This is a genomic window from Pseudomonas sp. IT-P171 (genome assembly GCF_949767765.1).
In the GTDB taxonomy this organism is placed as follows: domain Bacteria; phylum Pseudomonadota; class Gammaproteobacteria; order Pseudomonadales; family Pseudomonadaceae; genus Aquipseudomonas; species Aquipseudomonas fluorescens_B.
In genome coordinates this window covers 84739-105224 of record NZ_CATKQN010000002.1, presented here as the reverse complement: position 1 = coordinate 105224, position 20486 = coordinate 84739, and the positions used below count along the sequence as shown (strand labels likewise).

Here is a 20486-nt window from a genome sequence, read left to right as displayed (position 1 = left end):
GAGCGAGCTTTTGTGGCTCACCACATAGCCCGGCGCCCACAGGGTCCGGGTTTACAGCGCTACATGCATGAAGCTTTGCGATCGCGCCAGCGCAAACGGGCTGAACACCTGCCAATTCTGCTCACGCCGAAACCGACCCTTGATGAACGGTGCAATCGGGCCATTCAACGCCTCTACCGGCTCCAGGCTGTCCTGGGCAAAGTGCTGAAGGCCGAAAACCTCATCGACCATCAACCCGGCAAACACGTCGTGATGCTCCACCACCAGTACCCGCCGCTGTTTGCGCGCCGCCGACAACTCGTGGCCGAGCTCTTTATCCGAAAAGAAGGCGCACAAATCCATCATCGGCAGCAAGCGCCCGCGCAGGTTGGCCACGCCCTTGACCCAGGGCTTGACCCCCGGCAGTTGCGTGAACCGTGGTTCGTGCAGGACTTCGCTGACCTCGCCCATGGGGGCGACGTACCAGTGCTCGCCCAGGCGAAAACCGATGCCGCTCCAGTTGTCCTGCCGGGTCGGCTGGGAGGGCAGATCCGCCGCCAGCAGACGACAGCGCTGGTCGATCTGCAGCAGCAATTCGAAAGCCGTCAGCGACTCGGTCATGGCCGGACGATCAACCGGCCAGTACGTTGTTCAGGGTCTTGATCAGGGTTTCTTCGTCGACCGGCTTGGTCAGGTAGTCCTTGGCGCCCTGGCGCGTGCCCCAGACCTTGTCGGTTTCCTGGTCCTTGGTGGTGATGATGATCACCGGGATGTGCCCGGTTTCCGGGTCTTTGGTCAGTTGGCGGGTCGCCTGGAAACCGTTGAGGCCGGGCATGACGATGTCCATCAGCACCGCGTCGGGTTTTTCCTGACGGGCAAGTGCTACGCCGTCGGCGCCGTTTTCGGCTTTCAATACTTCATGACCGTGCTTTTCCAGCATGCCGGTCAGTTTGTACATTTCAGTCGGCGAATCATCGACGATCAGAATTCGTGCCATGGTTGTCCCCATTCTTCTTGTCGACGCCGGGCCCGCTGGCCGAGCGTCACTGTGCGTGTCCTACTGCGGCAAAACGGCGGCGAAGCCCGGTACATGGGCCTGGATCGCGTTCAGCAGTTCTTCCTTGCTGAAAGGCTTGGTCAAAAACTGGTCGGAACCGACGATGCGTCCCTTGGCCTTGTCGAACAACCCGTCCTTGGACGACAGCATGATCACTGGCGTGGACTTGAACGCACTGTTGTTCTTGATTAAAGCGCAGGTCTGATAGCCATCCAGGCGCGGCATCATGATGTCGACGAAAATGATGCCGGGATGATTGTCGGCAATCTTGGCCAGGGCATCGAAACCGTCGACGGCCGTGATGACCTCACACCCCACGTTCTTCAGCAGCGTTTCGGCGGTGCGGCGAATCGTCTTCGAATCGTCGATCACCATGACCTTCAAGGCGCTGGAATGCTGGTCCATAAAATGCTCTACCGTCGCCTTTGCGAATCAATTTGTCCGTTTCCGATAACCGGAGGCTCGAAACCCTTGATGTTTAAGGGCCAGAACGATATGGCAGCCTTTTTAGCACAGTCTCCAAATGCAATCTATCGGGGGACTGGCGCGGTGGTTTTTCCTTGACCGGGAACACACTCGGCGCCACTCTGACGCCACTTTTTCGTGTCCTTTCGGACCACCCCATTTCGAGGAAAAACCCATGAGCGTTCGCGTCGGGATTGTCATGGACCCTATCGCCAGCATCTCCTATAAAAAGGATAGCTCGCTGGCCATGCTGCTGGCCGCACAGAAGCGCGGCTGGGAACTGTTCTATATGGAACAGGGCGATTTGTATCAGGCCGAAGGTGAAGCGCGGGCGCGGATGCGGCCGCTGAAAGTCTTCGCCAACCCGGAAAAATGGTTCGAACTGGAAGCCGAGACCGACGCGTTGCTGAGCGATCTGGACGTGATCCTGATGCGCAAGGATCCGCCGTTCGACATGGAGTTCGTCTACTCCACTTACCTGCTGGAGCAGGCCGAGCGCGCCGGCGTGCTGGTGGTCAACAAGCCGCAGAGCCTGCGTGACTGCAATGAAAAACTGTTCGCCACGCTGTTCCCGCAGTGCACGCCGCCGACCATCGTCAGCCGTCGCCCGGACGTGCTGCGCGAATTCGCCGATCATCACGGCGACGTCATCCTCAAGCCGTTGGACGGCATGGGCGGTTCTTCGATCTTCCGTCACACCGCCGGCCACCCGAACCTGTCGGTGATTCTCGAAACCCTGACCTTGCACGGCAAGCAGCAGATCATGATCCAGGGTTACCTGCCGGCGATCGTCGACGGCGACAAGCGAATCCTGATGATCGACGGCGAGCCGGTGGATTATTGCCTGGCACGGATTCCGGCGGCCGGCGAAACCCGTGGCAACCTCGCGGCCGGTGGTCGTGGCGAAGCCCGTCCGCTGACCGAGAAAGACCGCTGGATCGCCGCGCAAGTCGGTCCGACCCTGCGCGAGAAAGGCCTGCTGTTCGTGGGCCTGGATGTGATTGGCGAGCACCTGACGGAGATCAACGTCACCAGCCCGACCTGCATTCGCGAGATTGATAATGCGTTCGGCACCGACATCGGCGGGATGCTGATGGATGCCATCGATCAGAAGCTCAAGGCCCGTTGATATAGAACAGCCAAGATCGAACCAACATTGCGTTATCATGCGCGGCCTGTGAAAAACGCGATGTTGGTTTTCTTGTCATGACACTTCCGTCCGATCTGCCTGCAGAACTCGCCCACCGTGGTGTGCGCCCGGCCGATCGCCTCGGATTTACCCTGTTTCTCGCGGCGCTGATTCACCTGGCCTTGCTGTTGGGCGTCGGCTTCACGATGGTCGAACCCAAGCAAATCAGCAAAACCCTGGAAATCACCCTCGCCACCTTCAAGAGCGAAAAGAAGCCGACGAAGGCTGATTTCCTCGCCCAGGAAAATCAGGAAGGCAGCGGCACCCTGGATAAAAAGGCGATCCCCAAGACCACCGAGGTCGCGCCATTCCAGGACAACAAGGTGCAGAAAGTCACGCCACCGCCGGCCGCCAAGCCTGAAGTGCAAGCGCCGCCCAAGGCTGCCGTGACCACCGTCGCACCGAAACCGAAAAAAGCCGCGGCCAAGACCGAAGAACCCAAGCCCGTGACCAAGCCCGCTGTCGCAGCGCCGACGTTCGACAGTGAACAGCTGTCCAGCGACATCGCCAGCCTGGAAGCGGAACTGGCCAATGAACAACAGCTGTACGCCAAGCGCCCGCGCATCCACCGCCTGAGCGCCGCTTCGACCATGAAAGACAAGGGCGCCTGGTACAAGGACGAATGGCGCAAGAAGGTCGAACGCATCGGCAACCTCAATTACCCCGACGAAGCGCGGCGCAAGCAGATCTACGGCAATTTGCGGTTGATGGTTTCGATCAACCGCGACGGTTCGCTGTACGAAGTGCTGGTGCTGGAATCGTCCGGGCAACCGCTGCTGGATCAGGCGGCGCAACGGATCGTTAGGCTGGCGGCGCCGTTTTCGCCGTTTACCGGGGATTTGTCGGACATCGATCGGCTGGAAATCATCAGGACGTGGAAGTTTGCCCGCGGGGACCGGTTGTCCAGTAACTGATTGGGGATTTTCTGCCCAGTGTTGACCCTGTGGCGAGGGAGCTTGCTCCCGCTGGGCAGCGAAGCAGCCCCAAAACCTGCAGGCCTTGTATTTCCTGACACACCGCAACAATCAGATCACGACTGCTGCGCAGCCGAACGGGAGCAAGCTCCCTCGCCACAGGGTTCTGCGGCGGCTTCAATCACCATTTCCTACGCATCCCCAGCTTGTCAGTTCGTCCCTCCAACGCCACACTAGCGCTCATGAAGAACGTCAGCCCCAGCTACCTCAAGCATCACTTCCTGATCGCCATGCCTCACATGGCCGACCCGAACTTTGCGCACACCTTGACCTACATCGTCGAGCACACGGCCAATGGTGCCATGGGGTTGGTGGTCAACCGTCCGCAAGACCTGAACCTGGCCGATATCCTCGAGCAATTGCGCCCCGATGTCGAACCGCCGATGCTCTGCCAGCATGTGCCGATTTTCATCGGCGGCCCGGTGCAGACCGATCGCGGTTTTGTCCTGCACCCGTCGGGCAAGAAGTTTCAGGCGACCGTTGATCTGGAAGGCGACCTGTCCCTCTCCACGTCCCAGGATGTGCTGTTCGCCATCGCCGATGGTGTCGGCCCGGCCAAGAGTGTGATCACCCTGGGTTATGCCGGCTGGGAAGCCGGGCAGCTTGAAGCCGAACTGGCGCAGAACGCCTGGCTCACCTGCCCGTTCGACGCCGACATCCTGTTCAACACCAGCAGCGAACTGCGCCTCGAAGCGGCGGCCAAACACCTCGGCGTCAACCTTAGCCTGCTCACCAGCCAGGCGGGGCACGCCTGATGGCCCTGCGCCTGATCCTGGGGTTCGACTACGGCACCAAACAGATCGGCGTGGCGGTCGGCCAGGTGATTACCGGCCAGGCCCGCGAACTGTGCACCTTGAAGGCGCAAAACGGTGTTCCCGACTGGAACCAGGTCGAAGCCCTCATTAAAGAGTGGAAGCCCGATGCAGTCGTCGTCGGCCTGCCACTGAACATGGACGGCACGCCGAGCGACATGTGCCTGCGCGCCGAGAAGTTCGCCCGCCGCCTCAACGGCCGCTACAACCTGCCCTTCTATACCCACGATGAACGCCTGACCACGTTTGAAGCCAAGGGCGAACGACGTGATCGTGGCGGGCAAAAAGGCAGTTACCGCGACAACCCGGTCGACGCCATCGCCGCCGCCCTGCTGCTGCAAGGCTGGCTCGACGAAAACACTGCACTGTTCGAATCCTGAAGAGCCGTAACAAGCGACTCTCTATAGCGACAACCCGGAGCCACCTCCAGCACCGCCCGGCCCGGGCCCAAGAAGGAGCAACCATGAGCCTGCCCAATCCCGCCGAACTGATCAGCCAGATGGCGATCCGTCTCAAGGCCCATCTGGAACACCGTGGCATCAGCGAACCGCGCTACATCGGTATTCGTACCGGTGGCGTCTGGGTCGCCCAGGCGTTGCTCGAGGAACTGGGCAGCGATGCGCCGCTCGGTACGCTGGACGTGTCCTTCTACCGCGACGATTTCAGCCAGAACGGCCTGCACCCGCAAGTGCGCCCCTCGGCCCTGCCGTTCGAGATCGAAGGCCAGGACCTGGTGCTGATCGACGACGTGCTGATGAGCGGCCGCACCATCCGCGCCGCAATGAACGAACTCTTCGACTATGGCCGCCCGGCCAGCGTGACGCTGGTGTGTCTGCTGGACCTGGACGCCGGCGAGCTGCCGATCCGCCCGAACGTCGTGGGCGCGACCCTGTCGCTGGCGGCCCACGAGCGCGTGAAGCTGTCCGGCCCGGAACTCAAGCTTGAACTGCAAGACCTCGCCCTTTAATTCGCCCTATTGAGAGTCCCCCTCGCGATGACGCCTCTAGAAACCAAGCGCCCGCTGCAGCTCAATGATCAGGGCCAGCTGCGCCACTTCCTCTCGCTCGACGGTTTGCGCCGCGAACTGCTGACGGAGATCCTCGACACCGCGGACTCGTTCCTCGAAGTCGGCGCCCGGGCCGTGAAGAAGGTCCCGCTGCTGCGCGGCAAGACCGTGTGCAACGTGTTCTTCGAGAACTCCACACGCACCCGCACGACCTTCGAACTGGCGGCCCAACGGTTGTCGGCAGACGTGATCACGTTGAACGTGTCGACATCGTCGGCGAGCAAGGGCGAAACCCTGCTCGACACCCTGCGCAACCTGGAAGCCATGGCCGCCGACATGTTCGTCGTGCGTCACGGTGATTCCGGTGCCGCGCACTTCATCGCCGAACACGTGTGCCCGCAAGTGGCGATCATCAACGGCGGCGACGGCCGTCACGCCCACCCGACCCAGGGCATGCTCGACATGCTGACGATCCGTCGCCACAAGGGCGGTTTCGAAAACCTTTCGGTGGCCATCGTCGGCGACATCCTGCACTCCCGGGTCGCGCGCTCGAACATGCTGGCGCTGAAAACCCTCGGTTGCCCGGACATTCGCGTGATCGCGCCGAAAACCCTGCTGCCGATCGGCATCGAGCAGTACGGCGTGAAGGTCTACACCGACATGGCCGAAGGCCTGAAAGACGTCGATGTGGTGATCATGTTGCGCCTGCAACGCGAGCGCATGGCCGGCGGCCTGCTGCCGAGCGAAGGCGAGTTCTACCGCCTGTTCGGCCTGACCACCGCGCGCCTGGCCGGCGCCAAGCCGGACTGCATCGTCATGCACCCGGGGCCGATCAACCGCGGCGTTGAAATCGAATCGGCGGTGGCCGACGGCCCGCATTCGGTGATTCTCAACCAGGTGACCTACGGTATCGCCATTCGTATGGCTGTGTTGTCCATGGCCATGAGCGGGCAGACTGCCCAGCGCCAATTCGAGCAGGAGAACGCCCAGTGAAGCTCAGCATTCTCGGCGCCCGCGTGATCGATCCAGTCAGCGGGCTGGATCAAGTGACTGATATCCACATCGAAGCCTGCAAGATCGTCGCCATTGGCGCCGCACCGGCCGGTTTCGTCGCCGTCGACACCCTTGATGCCCAAGGCCTGGTGGCCGCTCCTGGCCTGGTTGACCTCAACGTCGCCCTGCGCGAGCCGGGTTACAGCCGCAAAGGTTCGATCGTCAGTGAAACCCGCGCGGCCGCGGCCGGTGGTGTGACCAGCCTGTGCTGCCCGCCGAAAACCAAACCGGTACTGGACACCTCGGCCGTGGCCGAACTGATCCTCGACCGCGCCCGCGAAGCCGGCAACACCAAAGTCTTCCCGATCGGCGCGCTGAGCAAGGGTCTGGACGGTGAGCAACTGGCAGAGCTGGTTGCGTTGCGCGATGCAGGATGCGTGGCGTTCGGCAACGGCCTGGAAAGCTTCCGCAACACCCGCACGCTGTGCCGTGCGCTGGAGTACGCGGCGACCTTCGACCTGACGGTGATATTCAACTCCCAGGACCATGATCTGGCCGAAGGCGGCTTGGCGCATGAAGGCCCGACCGCCAGTTTCCTCGGTTTGCCGGGCATTCCGGAAACCGCCGAAACCGTGGCATTGGCCCGAGATCTGCTGCTGGTCGAGCAAAGCGGCGTGCGTGCGCACTTCAGCCAGCTGACCAGTGCTCGCGGCGTGGCCCTGATCGCTCAGGCTCAGGCCCGAGGGTTGCCGGTGACGGCCGATGTCGCGCTGTATCAGCTGATACTGACCGATGAAGCGCTGATCGATTTCAGCAGTCTCTATCACGTCCAGCCGCCGCTGCGCACCCGCGCCGACCGCGACGGCCTGCGTGAAGCGGTGAAGTCAGGGGTGGTCTCGGCCATTTCCAGCCATCACCAGCCACATGAGCGGGACGCCAAACTGGCGCCGTTCGGTGCGACCGAACCGGGGATCAGCAGTGTTGAACTGTTGCTGCCGCTGGCGATGACGCTGGTGGAGGATGGTTTGCTGGATCTGCCGACATTACTGGCACGTTTGAGCGCCGGTCCTGCAGAAGCCTTGCGCCTGCCGGCAGGCAAGCTGGCAGTGGGTGGCGCGGCGGATATCGTGCTGTTTGACCCGACGGCTTCGACCGTGGCCGGTGAAACCTGGTTGTCCAAGGGTGAGAATTGCCCGTTCATTGGGCATAGCCTGCCTGGCGTGGTGCGTTACACCCTGGTGGACGGACGGATCAGCCACCAGGCTTGATACCCGGTTGTCCCAATCGCTAGCAGGACTCGCTCCCACACAGGATCTGTGAACAACACAAATCCGCCGTGGGAGCCAGCCTGCTGGCGATGACTTACTGGAAAGTGCCGCGATTCTGAGCGTTGCGAACCGACACCTGATCATTCAGCGTCCAGAAGTCATACAAGACCCCCAGAAAGAACAACCCGCCCGTCACCAGGTACAGCAACCCGCTGATCCACTTCCCTTGATACATGCGGTGTACGCCGAACACACCGAGAAACGTCAGCAGTATCCACGCAACGTTGTACTCGATCGGCCCCGCGGTGAAACGCAGGTCTGCTTCACGGTCCATCGCCGGGATCAGGAAGATGTCGATCAGCCAGCCAATGCCCAGCAAACCGAAGGTGAAAAACCAGATCGTCCCGGTCACCGGCTTGCCGTAATAGAAGCGGTGCGCCCCGGTAAAACCGAAAATCCACAGCAGGTATCCGATCACTTTGCTGTGGGTGTCCTGATGCGGAACGGGGTGTTGATAGGTGTTCATGGATGACCTCAATTCACACGATAGATAAATATTCTTTAAATCTTTGTGACTTTTTTACGAGTAGCCGACGTATGGCAGGTGCTACCTTGTCTGCCGTCAAACCCCTGTAGCAACTGAGTTCTGTCCGACAATTGCGTCCATTTAACGCTTATTTGGTTCCGTTGCACGCCGTTTGAATCGACCAACGGCCTCGGAAGGCCCAAAAAAGCTGTTATAAAGTTGCGCGCTAACCAATATGAGCCTTGCCTAATGCGTCCATTTTTCAAGACATGGCTAACCATTTGCCTTTTGATGCCACTGGCCGCCCACGCCACCAATCGTGAGCAACGTCTTCCTAACGTTAATGGTTACACCCCCAAATCCCATGCTTCTGCTCCTTCGAGCAAAAACAAACAAGCCGTAAAACGCGCCCCGCAGCTGGCCAGCAAAAGCAGCCTTGTCCCGCCAATGGCGACCAAGGAAAGCAGCAATGTGCTGAGCCGCGCCGTGAACGTCCTCGGTACACCTTACCGTTGGGGCGGCAGCAGCCCAAGCAAAGGGTTCGATTGCAGCGGCCTGGTGAAATATGCGTTCAACGACGCCACGTTCGACCTGCCGCGCACCTCGAACGCCATGGCCAGCGGTCATGGCGAGAAAGTCGATCGCAAGGATCTGAAGCCGGGCGACCTGATTTTCTTCAACATCAAGAGCCGTCGGGTCAACCATGTTGCCATCTACTTGGGCAACGACCGCTTCATCCATGCGCCACGCCGCGGCAAGTCGGTGACCATCGACACCTTGAAGAAACCGTACTGGGAAAGCCACTACGTGGTTGCCAAGCGGGTTCTGCCGAAAGAGAAGAACACTCTGCAGGTTGTTCAGCGCTGATTTGAAACAAGATCAAAAGATCGCAGCCTGCGATCTTTTGCTTTTGAGCCTCAGAAATTATCCGGCGACCGCGCCTTCTCCCGCGCGTGCTCGCGACTGATAAAGCCTTTGGTCACCAGATCCTTCAAGCACATATCCAGCGTCTGCATCCCCAGATTCCCGCCGGTCTGAATCGACGAGTACATCTGCGCCACTTTGTCCTCGCGGATCAGGTTACGGATCGCCGATGTCCCCAGCATGATCTCGTGCGCCGCGATGCGGCCCCCGCCGATCTTCTTCACCAGCGTTTGCGACACCACCGCCAGCAATGATTCGGACAGCATCGAACGCACCATCGACTTCTCGTCCCCCGGAAACACATCCACCACCCGGTCGATGGTTTTCGCCGCCGACGTGGTGTGCAGCGTGCCGAACACCAGGTGACCGGTCTCGGCAGCGGTCAGCGCCAGACGAATGGTCTCCAGATCCCGCATCTCCCCCACCAGGATCACATCCGGGTCTTCCCGCAGCGCCGAACGCAACGCCGTGGCGAAACTGCGGGTATCGCGATGGACTTCACGCTGATTGATCAGGCATTTGCGCGATTCGTGGACAAATTCGATCGGGTCTTCGATGGTCAGAATGTGGTGATGGCGATGGTTGTTCAGGTGATCGATCATCGCCGCCAAAGTGGTGGACTTGCCGGAACCGGTCGGTCCGGTCACCAGCACCAGGCCTCGGGGCGCTTCGGTAATCTTGCGAAACACTTCCCCCATGCCCAGGTCCTCCATGCTCAGGACCTTGGACGGAATGGTCCGGAATACGGCGCCTGCACCACGATTCTGGTTGAAGGCATTGACCCGAAAACGCGCCACGCCGGGGACTTCGAATGAGAAGTCGGTTTCCAGATGCTTCTCGAAGTCCACCCGCTGCAGGTCGTTCATGATGTCGTAGATCAGCTCGTGCACCTCCTTGTGGTCCAGAGCCGGCAGGTTGATGCGCCGCACATCGCCGTCGACGCGAATCATCGGGGGCAAGCCTGCCGACAGGTGCAAGTCGGACGCGCCTTGTTTGGCGCTGAACGCCAGCAGTTCAGTGATATCCATAGCACTCCTCAATTCCAGTAGAATGCCGCCAACCTCAGACCGCTGGCGCCTCTTGAATGTCCACGATAGCAGACAACATTGCACTGGTTAGTTCACGCATCCGGGCTGCCGCCCTTGCCGCCCACCGTGACGAGCACAGCGTCCAGCTATTGGCCGTGAGCAAGACCAAGCCCGCTGACGCCGTGCGTGAAGCCCACGCCGCCGGCCTGCGCGACTTTGGCGAGAACTACTTGCAGGAAGCCTTGGGCAAACAGCTCGAATTGACCGACCTGCCCTTGATCTGGCACTTCATCGGCCCCATTCAATCGAACAAGACTCGCGCTATCGCCGAGCATTTCGACTGGGTGCATTCCGTGGATCGTTTGAAAATTGCACAACGCCTGTCCGAACAACGTCCTGCCGATCTGCCACCATTGAACATCTGCATCCAGGTCAACGTCAGCGGTGAAGCCAGCAAATCCGGCTGCACCCCGACCGACCTGCCCGCCCTGGCCCACGCCATCAGCGAACTGCCGCGCCTGAAGCTTCGCGGGTTGATGGCGATTCCCGAGCCGACTGAAGATCGCGCCGCCCAGGACGCTGCTTTTTCTGCCGTGCAAAGCCTGCAAGCCAGCCTGAACCTGCCGCTCGACACACTTTCCATGGGCATGAGCCACGACCTCGAGTCGGCCATCGCCCAAGGCGCCACCTGGGTCCGCATCGGAACGGCCCTGTTTGGTGCCCGCGACTACAGCCAGCCTTGAACAATGGCTGACACCACTCTTTATAAGGACCTGACATGAGCAAGACTCGTATTGCCTTTATCGGTGCCGGCAACATGGCCGCCAGCCTGATTGGCGGCCTGCGCGCCAAAGGTCTGGACGCCGCGCAGATCCGCGCCAGCGATCCGGGTGCTGAAACCCGCGCCAAAGTGAACGCCGAACAAGGCATTGAAGTATTCGCTGACAACGCCGAGGCCATTCAAGGCGCGGACGTGGTCGTGCTGGCGGTCAAACCCCAGGCGATGAAAGCCGTGTGCGAAGCGATTCGCCCAAGCTTGAAACCGAATCAACTGGTGGTGTCCATCGCCGCCGGCATCACCTGCGCCAGCATGAACAACTGGCTCGGCGCCCAACCGATCGTGCGCTGCATGCCCAACACTCCGGCGCTGCTGCGCCAGGGCGTGAGCGGTTTGTTCGCCACTGCCGAAGTGACCTCAGAGCAACGTCAGCAGGCGCAAGAGCTGCTGTCGGCCGTCGGTATCGCCTTGTGGTTGAACGAAGAACAGCAACTGGACGCCGTCACTGCCGTGTCCGGCTCGGGCCCCGCGTACTTCTTCCTGCTGATCGAAGCCATGACCGCTGCCGGCGTGAAGCTGGGCCTGCCGGCGGACATCGCCGCGCAACTGACCCTGCAAACCGCGCTGGGCGCCGCGCACATGGCAGTTGCCAGCGATGTCGACGCTGCAGAACTGCGCCGTCGCGTGACTTCGCCTGCCGGCACCACAGAAGCTGCAATCAAATCGTTCCAGGCTGGTGGCTTCGAAGCCCTGGTAGAAAAAGCACTCGGCGCCGCTGCGCACCGCTCGGCCGAGATGGCCGAACAATTGGGTCAATAAGGAGCCTTACATGATTGGATTGAACACTGCAGCGGTCTACGTGCTGCAAACCCTCGGCAGCCTGTACCTGCTGATCGTGCTGCTGCGCTTTGTGCTGCAACTGGTGCGGGCGAACTTCTACAACCCGCTGTGCCAGTTCGCCGTCAAGGCCACTCAGCCATTGCTCAAGCCGCTGCGCCGGATTATCCCGAGCATGTTCGGCCTGGACATGTCCTCGCTGGTGCTGGCGATCCTCGTGCAACTGGCGCTGATGGCCCTCACCCTGCTGCTGACCTACGGCACCACCGGCAACCCGCTGCAGCTACTGATCTGGTCGCTGATTGGCGTGACCGCGCTGTTCCTGAAAATTTTCTTCTTCGCGCTGATCATCAGCGTGATCCTGTCGTGGGTCGCACCGGGCAGCCACAACCCTGGTGCCGAGCTGGTGAACCAGATCTGCGAACCGGCCCTGGCGCCGTTCCGCAAGATCCTGCCCAACCTTGGCGGCCTGGATATCTCGCCGATCCTGGCGTTCATGGTGCTGAAGCTGATCGACATGCTGGTGATCAACAACCTCGCCGCGATGACGATGATGCCGGAAATCCTGCGTCTGCTGATCTGACCCGGTGAGCTACTTTCGCTGGGACGGTGACGACCTGATTCTGGAGTGTCATCTGCAACCGGCAGCCCGCAGCGATGATTTCTGCGGGTTGCACGGGGATCGATTGAAGATTCGCCTGACGGCGCCGCCGGTTGAAGGCAAGGCCAACGCGTACCTGATAGCGTTTCTGGCCAAGGCGTTCGGAGTGTCCAAGAGCCAGGTGAGCTTGATCAGCGGCGAGTTGAACCGGCAAAAACGGGTGCGGATCTGTTCGCCGAAGAAGCTGCCGGAGTTGCCGGATCTGGCGCGCCCGACAGGTTGACCGAGGCGCGGCTTGCCCGCGATGGCCGCGCCTCGGTCTTACGGGGGAAAAATCAGGCCCGGCCTTTGCTTGCCGCTAACCCCACCGGTCTTTAGACTTACGCCTCATTTCAACGAGAGCAGGGTCGATGCCAACTGCCTTTCCCCCCGATTCTGTTGGTCTGGTGACGCCGCAAGTGGCGCACTTCAGCGAACCCCTGGCCCTGGCCTGCGGCCGTTCGCTTCCGGCGTATGACCTGATCTACGAAACCTACGGCACGCTGAACGCCACGGCGAGCAACGCCGTGCTGATCTGCCACGCATTGTCGGGCCACCATCACGCGGCGGGTTTCCACAGCGCCGACGACCGCAAGCCCGGTTGGTGGGACAGCTGCATCGGTCCCGGCAAGCCGATCGACACCAACAAGTTCTTCGTGGTCAGCCTGAACAATCTCGGCGGCTGCAACGGCTCCACCGGCCCGAGCAGCGTCAACCCGGAAACCGGCAAGCCGTTCGGCGCCGATTTCCCGGTGCTGACCGTGGAAGACTGGGTGCACAGCCAGGCGCGCCTGGCAGACCGACTCGGCATCAGCCAATGGGCCGCCGTGATTGGCGGCAGCCTCGGCGGCATGCAGGCCATGCAGTGGAGCATCACGTACCCCGATCGCATTCGTCACTGCCTGGCCATCGCCTCGGCACCGAAGCTGTCGGCGCAGAACATCGCTTTCAACGAAGTCGCACGCCAGGCGATCCTCACCGACCCTGACTTCCACGGCGGCTCGTTCCAGGAAGCGGGCGTGATCCCCAAGCGCGGCTTGATGCTGGCGCGGATGGTCGGGCACATCACCTACCTGTCCGACGATTCAATGGGCGAGAAATTCGGCCGTGGCCTCAAGAGCGAAAAGCTCAACTACGACTTCCACAGCGTCGAGTTCCAGGTTGAAAGCTACCTGCGTTATCAGGGCGAGGAGTTCTCCGGGCGTTTCGATGCCAACACTTACCTGCTGATGACCAAGGCGCTGGATTACTTCGACCCGGCGGCGAACTTCGACGATGACCTGGCGAAAACCTTCGCCGGCGCCTCGGCCAAGTTCTGCGTGATGTCCTTCACCACCGACTGGCGCTTCTCCCCTGCCCGCTCGCGGGAACTGGTGGACGCATTGATGGCGGCCAAGAAAGACGTTTGCTACCTCGAGATCGACGCTCCGCAAGGCCACGACGCCTTCCTGATTCCGATCCCGCGCTACTTGCAGGCGTTCAGCAATTACATGAACCGCATTACGTTGTGAGAAAGCCATGAGAGCTGATCTGGAAATCATCCAGGAATGGATCCCCGCCGGCAGCCGCGTGCTCGACCTCGGTTGCGGTGACGGCGAGCTGCTGACGTGGCTGCGGGACAACAAGCAAGTCACCGGCTACGGCCTGGAAAATGACCCGGACAACATCGCCGAGTGCGTGGCCAAGGGCATCAACGTGATCGAGCAGGACCTGGACAAGGGCCTGGGCAACTTTGCCAGCAACAGTTTCGACATCGTGGTCATGACCCAGGCGCTGCAAGCCGTGCACTACCCGGACAAGATCCTCGACGAAATGCTGCGCGTCGGTCGCCAGTGCATCATCACCTTCCCCAACTTCGGTCACTGGCGCTGCCGCTGGTACCTGGCGAGCAAGGGCCGGATGCCGGTGTCCGAGTTTCTGCCGTACACCTGGTACAACACGCCGAACATCCACTTCTGCACCTTCGAAGACTTTGAAGCATTGTGTCGCGAACGTGACGCGAAGGTCATTGATCGGCTTGCCGTGGATCAACAGCATCGGCACGGGTGGGCCAGTAAGCTATGGCCTAATCTGTTAGGTGAGATCGGTATCTACCGCGTCAGCAGCCCCGGGCTGCAAGACCACAAGGTCGCGGTCTGAACCACGACATTCCAAGGAGAACGATAATGGGTCGTCTAGCGCTGTTTGTACTCACTGCCTGCCTGAGCGTCACCGCCATGGCTGCCGATGCCATCAAAGGTGACCGTCAGGAAAAGTTCGGTGATTTGACGGTGCATTACAACACCTTCAACTCCACCTTCCTGACACCGGACATCGCCAAGGCCGCGGAGCTCACCCGCAGCAAGAATCAAGGCGTGATCAACGTTTCGGTGCTCAAGGATGGCAAGCCGCAGATGGCTCAAGTGAGCGGCACGGTCAAAGACCTGACCAGCCAGTCCGTGCCACTGAAATTCAAACAGATCACCGAACAAGGCGCGATCTACTACATCGCCCAGTTCCCGGTCGATCAGCAGGAAGTCCGCACCTTCGAGATCAAGGTGCAGAACGGTGACAAAATCAACACCATCAATTTCAACCAAGAGCTTTTCCCCGGCGAATGATCAACTTCACGCAACTCGTACTGGCCAGCCACAACGCCGGCAAACTCAAGGAACTCCAGGCCATGCTTGGCGGCTCGGTGCAACTGCGCTCGATCGGCGAGTTCAGCAGCGTCGAGCCTGAAGAAACCGGCCTGTCGTTCGTCGAGAACGCCATCCTCAAGGCCCGTAATGCCGCGCGCATTTCCGGCCTGCCGGCACTGGCCGACGACTCGGGGCTGGCGGTGGATTTCCTCGGCGGTGCGCCGGGGATCTACTCGGCCCGTTATGCCGACGGCCAGGGCGATGCGGCGAACAACGCCAAACTGCTCGATGCCCTGAAAGACGTGCCGGAAGCCGAGCGCGGCGCGCAGTTCGTCTGCGTCCTGGCGCTGGTGCGTCACGCCGACGATCCATTGCCGATCCTTTGTGAAGGTCTGTGGCATGGCCGCATCCTGACCCAAGCCAGCGGTGATCACGGATTTGGCTACGACCCGCTGTTCTGGGTGCCGTCGCGCGATTGCTCCAGCGCCGAGCTAAGCCCGAACGAAAAGAACCTCATCAGCCACCGCGCCCGTGCAATGGATCTGCTGCGCCAGCGTCTAGGCCTGATATGACCCATGAATCATCCGCGTCGCCGCTGATTTTCGGCGGCGCCGCACAATCGCCTCGGGCGGCCTTGCCTGTGTTGCCTCCCCTGGCGTTGTACATCCACATCCCGTGGTGTGTGCGCAAATGCCCTTATTGCGACTTCAACTCCCACACCGCCAGCCCGGTGCTGCCGGAGGATGAGTACGTCGACGCGCTACTCGCTGACCTCGATCAGGATCTGCACGCCGTTTACGGCCGTGAATTGAGCTCGATCTTCTTTGGTGGCGGCACGCCGAGCCTGTTCAGCGCCGAAGCCTTGGGCCGATTGCTCAAGGGCGTCGAGCAGCGCATCCCGTTTGCCAGCGACATCGAAATCACCCTGGAGGCCAATCCGGGGACGTTCGAGCAAGAAAAGTTCATCGCCTACCGCGCATTGGGCATCAATCGCTTGTCGATCGGCATCCAGAGCTTTCAGGAAGAGAAACTCAAGGCACTGGGGCGGATTCACAATGGCGATGAAGCGGTACGTGCCGCCGGCATGGCCCGCGAGGCCGGGTTCGATAACTTCAACCTGGACCTGATGCACGGTTTGCCGGATCAGTCGCTGGACGACGCCCTGAGCGACCTTCGTCAGGCCATCGCCCTGAAACCGACCCACTTGTCCTGGTATCAACTGACGCTGGAGCCGAACACGGTGTTCTGGAACCAGCCGCCGACGCTGCCGGAAGACGACATGCTGTGGGATATTCAGGAAGCCGGTCAGGCGCTGCTCGCCGAACACGGTTACGTGCAATACGAAGTCTCCGCCTATGCCCAGCCCGGTCGTCCGGCGCGGCACAACCTCAACTACTGGAGTTTTGGCGACTTCATCGGCATCGGCGCCGGCGCTCACGGCAAGCTCAGTCACCCGGACGGGCGCATTGTGCGCACCTGGAAGACGCGCCTGCCGAAGGACTACCTGAACCCGGCGAAAAGCTTCAAGGCTGGCGAGAAGGCACTGACCAATGATGAAATGCCGTTCGAGTTCCTGATGAACGCCTTGCGCCTGACCGAGGGCGTCGAATCGCGACTGTACCCGGAGCGTACCGGGCTGAGTCTGGAAAGCTTCGCCGAAGGCCGCCTCGAGGCCGAACAAAGCGGCTTGTTGCAGGTCGAACCGTCACGTCTGGCGGCCACCGAGCGCGGGCAACTGTTCCTCAATGACTTGCTGCAGAAATTTCTGAGCTGATTTCAGCCTTAAGGGAAAACGAATGGATTTGATACTCGACCTGCTCGCCACCGTCTCCCGCTGGAGCCGCAGCAACCTGTCGGAAATCTCGCTGGCGCTGGTGGGCTGTTTGCTGGTGCTGTTCGGCGCGGACATCAAAGGCTGGGTCGATCAACGCCTGGGCAGCATCGCCGGCGCCTTGCGCGTCCCGCTGATGGCCTTGGTATGCATGGTCGGCAGCGGTCTCGCGCTGATCTACGCCACGCCGTGGATCATCAAAGGCCTGAGCCAGTTCAACAACTACAGCCTGGCGCCGGTGTTGTTGGTGGTATTGGTGCTCATCGGCGTCGTCGCAGACCGCCGCTGACTTCAGCTACAACCGAAAACAACTGTGGGAGCGAGACCGGCTTGCCGGTCTCGCTCCCACAGTTTGTATTGCGTAGGGCTTAGGACTGCTTCTCGAACTTCAGGTCCCACACGCCATGCCCAAGACGTTCGCCGCGGCGTTCGAACTTGGTGATCGGGCGCTCGGCCGGGCGCGGAACGCACTTGCCGTCTTCCGCCAGGTTGCGATAACCCGGCGCAACGCTCATCACTTCCAGCATGTATTCGGCGTACGGCTCCCAGTCGGTGGCCATGTGCAGAATACCGCCGACCTTCAACTTGCTGCGCACCAGTTCAGCGAACGACGCCTGAACGATACGGCGCTTGTGGTGCCGGCTCTTGTGCCACGGGTCGGGGAAAAACAGCATCAGGCGATCGAGGCTGTTGTCGGCGATGCAACGGTTGAGCACTTCGATCGCGTCGCAATCGTAGACCCGCAGGTTGGTCAGGCCCTGAGTCAGCACGCCATTGAGCAGCGCGCCGACACCCGGGCGGTGCACTTCCACGCCAATGAAATCCTGTTCCGGCGAGGCCGCGGCCATTTCCAGCAGCGAATGGCCCATGCCGAAACCGATTTCCAGCGAGCGCGGTGCCGAGCGGCCGAACACCTGGTCGTAATCCACCGGCGCGTCGGCCAATGGCAGCACAAACAGCGGCGTGCCTTGATCCAGGCCTTTTTGCTGGCCTTCGGTCATGCGCCCGGCGCGCATCACGAAACTCTTGATGCGGCGGTGTTGGCGCTCGTCGCCTTCTTCCGTCTGGATTGGCGTGTCGTTTGATTCAGTCATCAATGGCTCTTACTTGATCAGACCATCCAGCGGCGAGGAGGCGCTGGCATAGAGTTTTTTCGGCATGCGGCCGGCGAGGTAGGCCAGGCGGCCCGCGACGATGGCGTGTTTCATGGCTTCAGCCATCATGATCGGCTGCTGGGCATGGGCGATGGCCGAGTTCATCAGCACCGCTTCACACCCCAGTTCCATGGCGATGGTGGCGTCGGAAGCCGTACCGACACCGGCATCCACCAACACCGGAATCTTGGCTTCTTCGAGGATGATCTGCAGGTTGTACGGGTTGCAGATCCCCAGGCCCGTGCCGATCAGACCGGCCAGCGGCATGACCGCGATAACGCCGATTTCCGCCAGTTGACGGGCAATGATCGGGTCATCACTGGTGTACACCATCACGTCGAAACCTTCCTTGACCAGCACTTCGGCGGCCTTGAGGGTTTCGATGACGTTGGGGAACAGGGTTTTCTGGTCCGCCAGCACTTCCAGCTTCACCAGGTTGTGACCGCCGAGCAGCTCACGGGCCAGGCGGCAGGTGCGCACTGCCTCGGTAGCGTCGAAGCAACCGGCGGTGTTCGGCAGGAAGGTGTAACGATCCGGCGACAGGACTTCGAGCAGGTTCGGTTCGCCCGCATTCTGGCCGAGGTTGGTACGGCGCACGGCGAAGGTGACGATCTCGGCACCCGAGGCCTCGATGGCCAGGCGGGTTTCTTCCATGTCGCGGTACTTGCCGGTGCCTACCAGCAAACGCGACTGGTAAGTACGACCGGCCAGGACGAAGGGCTTGTCGCTACGAACGATGCTCATGGGAAATCCTCTGTAGGGGTGAGGTTCTTGCAGAATTCTGTGCCCTTAGGGGCCGGGCGACTAGCCGCCGCCGATGGCGTGCACCACTTCGACGGAATCGCCGTCGTTCAGCGTGGTTTCTGCGTGCTGGCTGCGCGGGACGATATCCAGATTGAGTTCGACCGCCACCCGGCGTCCGGTCAGATCCAGACGGGTCAGCAGGGCCGCAACGGTTTCACCGTCGGGCAGTTCAAGGGATTCGCCGTTCAACTGAATGCGCATGCCGAATGCCGCCATCATTTTTAGGGGCAGGCATTCTAGCCCGATCAGTCTTGGCGACCCAAGCCATTCGTCATGAAATGGACCGCCCGGTCAGCTCAACCGCCAGGCGGCAAGGCCCAGGCAGAGCCAGCCGACCAGAAATGCCAGGCCGCCGAAGGGTGTGATGATCCCGAGCTTGCTGATGCCGGTCAGGGTCAACAGGTACAGGCTGCCGGAAAACAGCAGAATACCGATGGCAAACGAAGCGCCAGCCCATGTGATCAAGCGCCCCTGAACCTGTGTGGCCAGCAACGCTATACCCAACAGAGCCAGGGTGTGCACCAGTTGGTAGGTGACGCCAGTGTGGAAGATCGCCAGGTATTCAGGCGTCAGCCGGTTTTTCAGGCCATGGGCGGCGAACGCGCCAAGGGCAACGCCAGTGAAGCCGAAAAAAGCGGCCAGCATCAGAAAGCCACGCAGCATGAAGAACTCCAGTCAGACTCGATCAACAGGGTCTGTATAATGGCCCGCTCAACGGGTTCGGCCAAGCCATCTCTATGCTGCGTTTATTTTTACGACGATTCACGAAGGCCCTGCTCTGGTTCGCGGGTGGCAGCGTATTGCTGGTTCTGATTTTTCGCGTGGTGCCGCCACCGGGTACGGCGCTGATGGTCGAGCGCAAGATCGAATCCTGGATCGACGGGGAGCCGATTGACCTGCAACGCACCTGGAAACCCTGGGATGAAATATCTGACGACCTTAAAGTCGCAGTGATTGCCGGCGAAGATCAGAAATTCCCGGAGCATTGGGGTTTTGACCTGGGTGCGATCCGGGCCGCACTGGCCCACAACGAGCTGGGCGGTTCGGTGCGCGGCGCCAGTACATTGAGCCAGCAAGTCTCGAAAAACCTGTTTTTGTGGTCCGGGCGCAGTTGGTTGCGCAAAGGGCTGGAAGCCTGGTTTACCGGGTTGATCGAGGTGTTTTGGCCCAAGCAGCGGATTCTTGAGGTTTACTTGAACAGCGTCGAGTGGGATGACGGCGTGTTTGGCGCGGAAGCGGCGGCCAGGCATCACTTTGGTGTTGGCGCTCGTTCTTTGTCGCGCCAGCAAGCGAGTTTGCTGGCTGCCGTTCTACCCAATCCAAGGGTGTGGAGCGCGAGTCATCCGACCAATTATGTTGCGCGGCGGGCTGGGTGGATTCGGCAGCAGATGAGTCAGCTAGGTGGTGATAGCTATCTGCTGGGGCTCAACGATTCACGCCGGGCGCCTTGGTCCCAATAACACCGCAAATCCCCTGTGTGAGCGAGCCTGCTCGCGATAGCGGTAGATTATTCAACATCTGTACCGACTGACCTGACGCCATCGCGAGCAGGCTCACTCCCACAGGGGCCGGCGCCAGCCGGATAAATGGGCAAAAAAAA

At 60.9% G+C, this 20486-nt stretch carries 28 protein-coding genes; 19 read left to right on the top strand and 9 right to left on the bottom strand.

Going from position 1 to position 20486, the window contains the following annotated elements; all coding sequences use genetic code 11:
* Positions 1-51: 51 nt before the first annotated feature.
* From ACM6I5_RS01665 to pilG, 3 genes are read right to left on the bottom strand one after another with little or no spacing between them, the layout of a single operon-like run.
* Positions 52-600, bottom strand: a complete 549-nt coding sequence (locus tag ACM6I5_RS01665) for a chemotaxis protein CheW (RefSeq protein WP_017341264.1) — start codon at positions 598-600, stop codon at positions 52-54.
* Positions 601-610: 10 nt separating this feature from the next.
* Positions 611-976, bottom strand: coding sequence for a twitching motility response regulator PilH (gene pilH, locus ACM6I5_RS01660; RefSeq protein ID WP_008068134.1), 366 nt, complete (start codon positions 974-976; stop codon positions 611-613).
* Between the two features lie 60 nt (positions 977-1036).
* Complete coding sequence (gene pilG / locus ACM6I5_RS01655) at positions 1037-1441, bottom strand: twitching motility response regulator PilG (protein ID WP_414880162.1); 405 nt, start codon at positions 1439-1441, stop codon at positions 1037-1039.
* A gap of 235 nt (positions 1442-1676) precedes the next feature.
* Between pilG and gshB the strand changes: the two genes are divergently transcribed.
* From gshB to ACM6I5_RS01620, 7 genes are all read left to right on the top strand, one after another.
* Entirely contained in the window at positions 1677-2630 is a 954-nt protein-coding gene (gene gshB / locus ACM6I5_RS01650) for a glutathione synthase (protein WP_017341266.1), read from the top strand.
* Between the two features lie 77 nt (positions 2631-2707).
* On the top strand, positions 2708-3604 hold the full coding sequence (locus ACM6I5_RS01645; RefSeq protein ID WP_017341267.1) for an energy transducer TonB: 897 nt from the start codon (positions 2708-2710) through the stop codon (positions 3602-3604).
* A gap of 242 nt (positions 3605-3846) precedes the next feature.
* Positions 3847-4419: a YqgE/AlgH family protein gene (locus ACM6I5_RS01640; RefSeq protein WP_017341268.1), complete on the top strand. Its 573-nt coding sequence runs from the start codon at positions 3847-3849 to the stop codon at positions 4417-4419.
* Complete coding sequence (gene ruvX, locus ACM6I5_RS01635) at positions 4419-4856, top strand: Holliday junction resolvase RuvX (protein ID WP_003195067.1); 438 nt, start codon at positions 4419-4421, stop codon at positions 4854-4856. Before ACM6I5_RS01640 ends, ruvX begins: the two co-directional genes overlap by 1 nt.
* A gap of 83 nt (positions 4857-4939) precedes the next feature.
* Entirely contained in the window at positions 4940-5443 is a 504-nt protein-coding gene (gene pyrR / locus ACM6I5_RS01630; protein WP_008026190.1) for a bifunctional pyr operon transcriptional regulator/uracil phosphoribosyltransferase PyrR, read from the top strand.
* A 27-nt stretch (positions 5444-5470) separates the two neighbouring features.
* On the top strand, positions 5471-6475 hold the full coding sequence (locus ACM6I5_RS01625; protein WP_017341269.1) for an aspartate carbamoyltransferase catalytic subunit: 1005 nt from the start codon (positions 5471-5473) through the stop codon (positions 6473-6475).
* Entirely contained in the window at positions 6472-7743 is a 1272-nt protein-coding gene (locus ACM6I5_RS01620; protein ID WP_017341270.1) for a dihydroorotase, read from the top strand. Before ACM6I5_RS01625 ends, ACM6I5_RS01620 begins: the two co-directional genes overlap by 4 nt.
* A gap of 94 nt (positions 7744-7837) precedes the next feature.
* On the opposite strand, the gene ACM6I5_RS01615 is transcribed toward ACM6I5_RS01620, so the two are convergent.
* Positions 7838-8269 carry an NINE protein gene (locus ACM6I5_RS01615; RefSeq protein ID WP_017341271.1) on the bottom strand — a complete coding sequence of 144 codons (432 nt, stop codon included), beginning with the start codon at positions 8267-8269 and terminating at the stop codon, positions 7838-7840.
* Positions 8270-8518: 249 nt separating this feature from the next.
* On the opposite strand from ACM6I5_RS01615, the gene ACM6I5_RS01610 reads away from it, so the two are divergent.
* Positions 8519-9136: a C40 family peptidase gene (locus tag ACM6I5_RS01610; RefSeq protein ID WP_017341272.1), complete on the top strand. Its 618-nt coding sequence runs from the start codon at positions 8519-8521 to the stop codon at positions 9134-9136.
* A 50-nt stretch (positions 9137-9186) separates the two neighbouring features.
* Here ACM6I5_RS01610 and ACM6I5_RS01605 read toward each other — a convergent pair whose 3' ends face one another.
* Complete coding sequence (locus ACM6I5_RS01605; RefSeq protein WP_017341273.1) at positions 9187-10221, bottom strand: type IV pilus twitching motility protein PilT; 1035 nt, start codon at positions 10219-10221, stop codon at positions 9187-9189.
* A gap of 56 nt (positions 10222-10277) precedes the next feature.
* Here ACM6I5_RS01605 and ACM6I5_RS01600 point away from each other — a divergent pair, with 56 nt between their 5' ends.
* The 10 genes from ACM6I5_RS01600 to ACM6I5_RS01555 all read left to right on the top strand — a co-directional run bounded on the left by ACM6I5_RS01600 (position 10278) and on the right by ACM6I5_RS01555 (position 17217).
* On the top strand, positions 10278-10964 hold the full coding sequence (locus ACM6I5_RS01600) for a YggS family pyridoxal phosphate-dependent enzyme (RefSeq protein ID WP_414883064.1): 687 nt from the start codon (positions 10278-10280) through the stop codon (positions 10962-10964).
* A gap of 35 nt (positions 10965-10999) precedes the next feature.
* Entirely contained in the window at positions 11000-11818 is an 819-nt protein-coding gene (gene proC / locus ACM6I5_RS01595; RefSeq protein ID WP_414883063.1) for a pyrroline-5-carboxylate reductase, read from the top strand.
* Between the two features lie 10 nt (positions 11819-11828).
* Positions 11829-12419 carry a YggT family protein gene (locus ACM6I5_RS01590; protein ID WP_017341276.1) on the top strand — a complete coding sequence of 197 codons (591 nt, stop codon included), beginning with the start codon at positions 11829-11831 and terminating at the stop codon, positions 12417-12419.
* 4 nt (positions 12420-12423) lie between these two features.
* Positions 12424-12720, top strand: a complete 297-nt coding sequence (locus tag ACM6I5_RS01585) for a DUF167 domain-containing protein (protein WP_017341277.1) — start codon at positions 12424-12426, stop codon at positions 12718-12720.
* Between the two features lie 127 nt (positions 12721-12847).
* Positions 12848-13987: a homoserine O-succinyltransferase MetX gene (gene metX / locus ACM6I5_RS01580; RefSeq protein ID WP_017341278.1), complete on the top strand. Its 1140-nt coding sequence runs from the start codon at positions 12848-12850 to the stop codon at positions 13985-13987.
* A 7-nt stretch (positions 13988-13994) separates the two neighbouring features.
* Positions 13995-14615 carry a methionine biosynthesis protein MetW gene (gene metW, locus ACM6I5_RS01575; protein WP_017341279.1) on the top strand — a complete coding sequence of 207 codons (621 nt, stop codon included), beginning with the start codon at positions 13995-13997 and terminating at the stop codon, positions 14613-14615.
* Between the two features lie 26 nt (positions 14616-14641).
* Positions 14642-15076 (top strand): DUF4426 domain-containing protein, encoded by a 435-nt coding sequence (locus tag ACM6I5_RS01570; protein WP_017341280.1) that lies wholly within the window; start codon positions 14642-14644, stop codon positions 15074-15076.
* Entirely contained in the window at positions 15073-15669 is a 597-nt protein-coding gene (gene rdgB / locus ACM6I5_RS01565; RefSeq protein ID WP_017341281.1) for an RdgB/HAM1 family non-canonical purine NTP pyrophosphatase, read from the top strand. The genes ACM6I5_RS01570 and rdgB overlap by 4 nt, the downstream gene beginning before the upstream one ends.
* The gene (gene hemW / locus ACM6I5_RS01560) at positions 15666-16871 is read left to right on the top strand and encodes a radical SAM family heme chaperone HemW (protein WP_414883062.1); all 1206 of its coding nucleotides are present in this window, start codon (positions 15666-15668) and stop codon (positions 16869-16871) included. Before rdgB ends, hemW begins: the two co-directional genes overlap by 4 nt.
* Before the next feature lie 22 nt (positions 16872-16893).
* On the top strand, positions 16894-17217 hold the full coding sequence (locus ACM6I5_RS01555) for a DUF3392 domain-containing protein (protein ID WP_017341283.1): 324 nt from the start codon (positions 16894-16896) through the stop codon (positions 17215-17217).
* Between the two features lie 79 nt (positions 17218-17296).
* Here ACM6I5_RS01555 and trmB read toward each other — a convergent pair whose 3' ends face one another.
* The 4 genes from trmB to ACM6I5_RS01535 all read right to left on the bottom strand — a co-directional run bounded on the left by trmB (position 17297) and on the right by ACM6I5_RS01535 (position 19549).
* Positions 17297-18022: a tRNA (guanosine(46)-N7)-methyltransferase TrmB gene (trmB, locus tag ACM6I5_RS01550; protein ID WP_017341284.1), complete on the bottom strand. Its 726-nt coding sequence runs from the start codon at positions 18020-18022 to the stop codon at positions 17297-17299.
* Positions 18023-18031: 9 nt separating this feature from the next.
* Positions 18032-18826 (bottom strand): thiazole synthase, encoded by a 795-nt coding sequence (locus ACM6I5_RS01545; RefSeq protein ID WP_017341285.1) that lies wholly within the window; start codon positions 18824-18826, stop codon positions 18032-18034.
* 60 nt (positions 18827-18886) lie between these two features.
* Positions 18887-19087 carry a sulfur carrier protein ThiS gene (thiS, locus tag ACM6I5_RS01540; RefSeq protein ID WP_162491065.1) on the bottom strand — a complete coding sequence of 67 codons (201 nt, stop codon included), beginning with the start codon at positions 19085-19087 and terminating at the stop codon, positions 18887-18889.
* Positions 19088-19177: 90 nt separating this feature from the next.
* Positions 19178-19549 (bottom strand): DUF423 domain-containing protein, encoded by a 372-nt coding sequence (locus ACM6I5_RS01535; RefSeq protein WP_017341287.1) that lies wholly within the window; start codon positions 19547-19549, stop codon positions 19178-19180.
* A gap of 74 nt (positions 19550-19623) precedes the next feature.
* Between ACM6I5_RS01535 and mtgA the strand changes: the two genes are divergently transcribed.
* Positions 19624-20346, top strand: a complete 723-nt coding sequence (mtgA, locus tag ACM6I5_RS01530; protein WP_017341288.1) for a monofunctional biosynthetic peptidoglycan transglycosylase — start codon at positions 19624-19626, stop codon at positions 20344-20346.
* Positions 20347-20486: the final 140 nt, after the last annotated feature.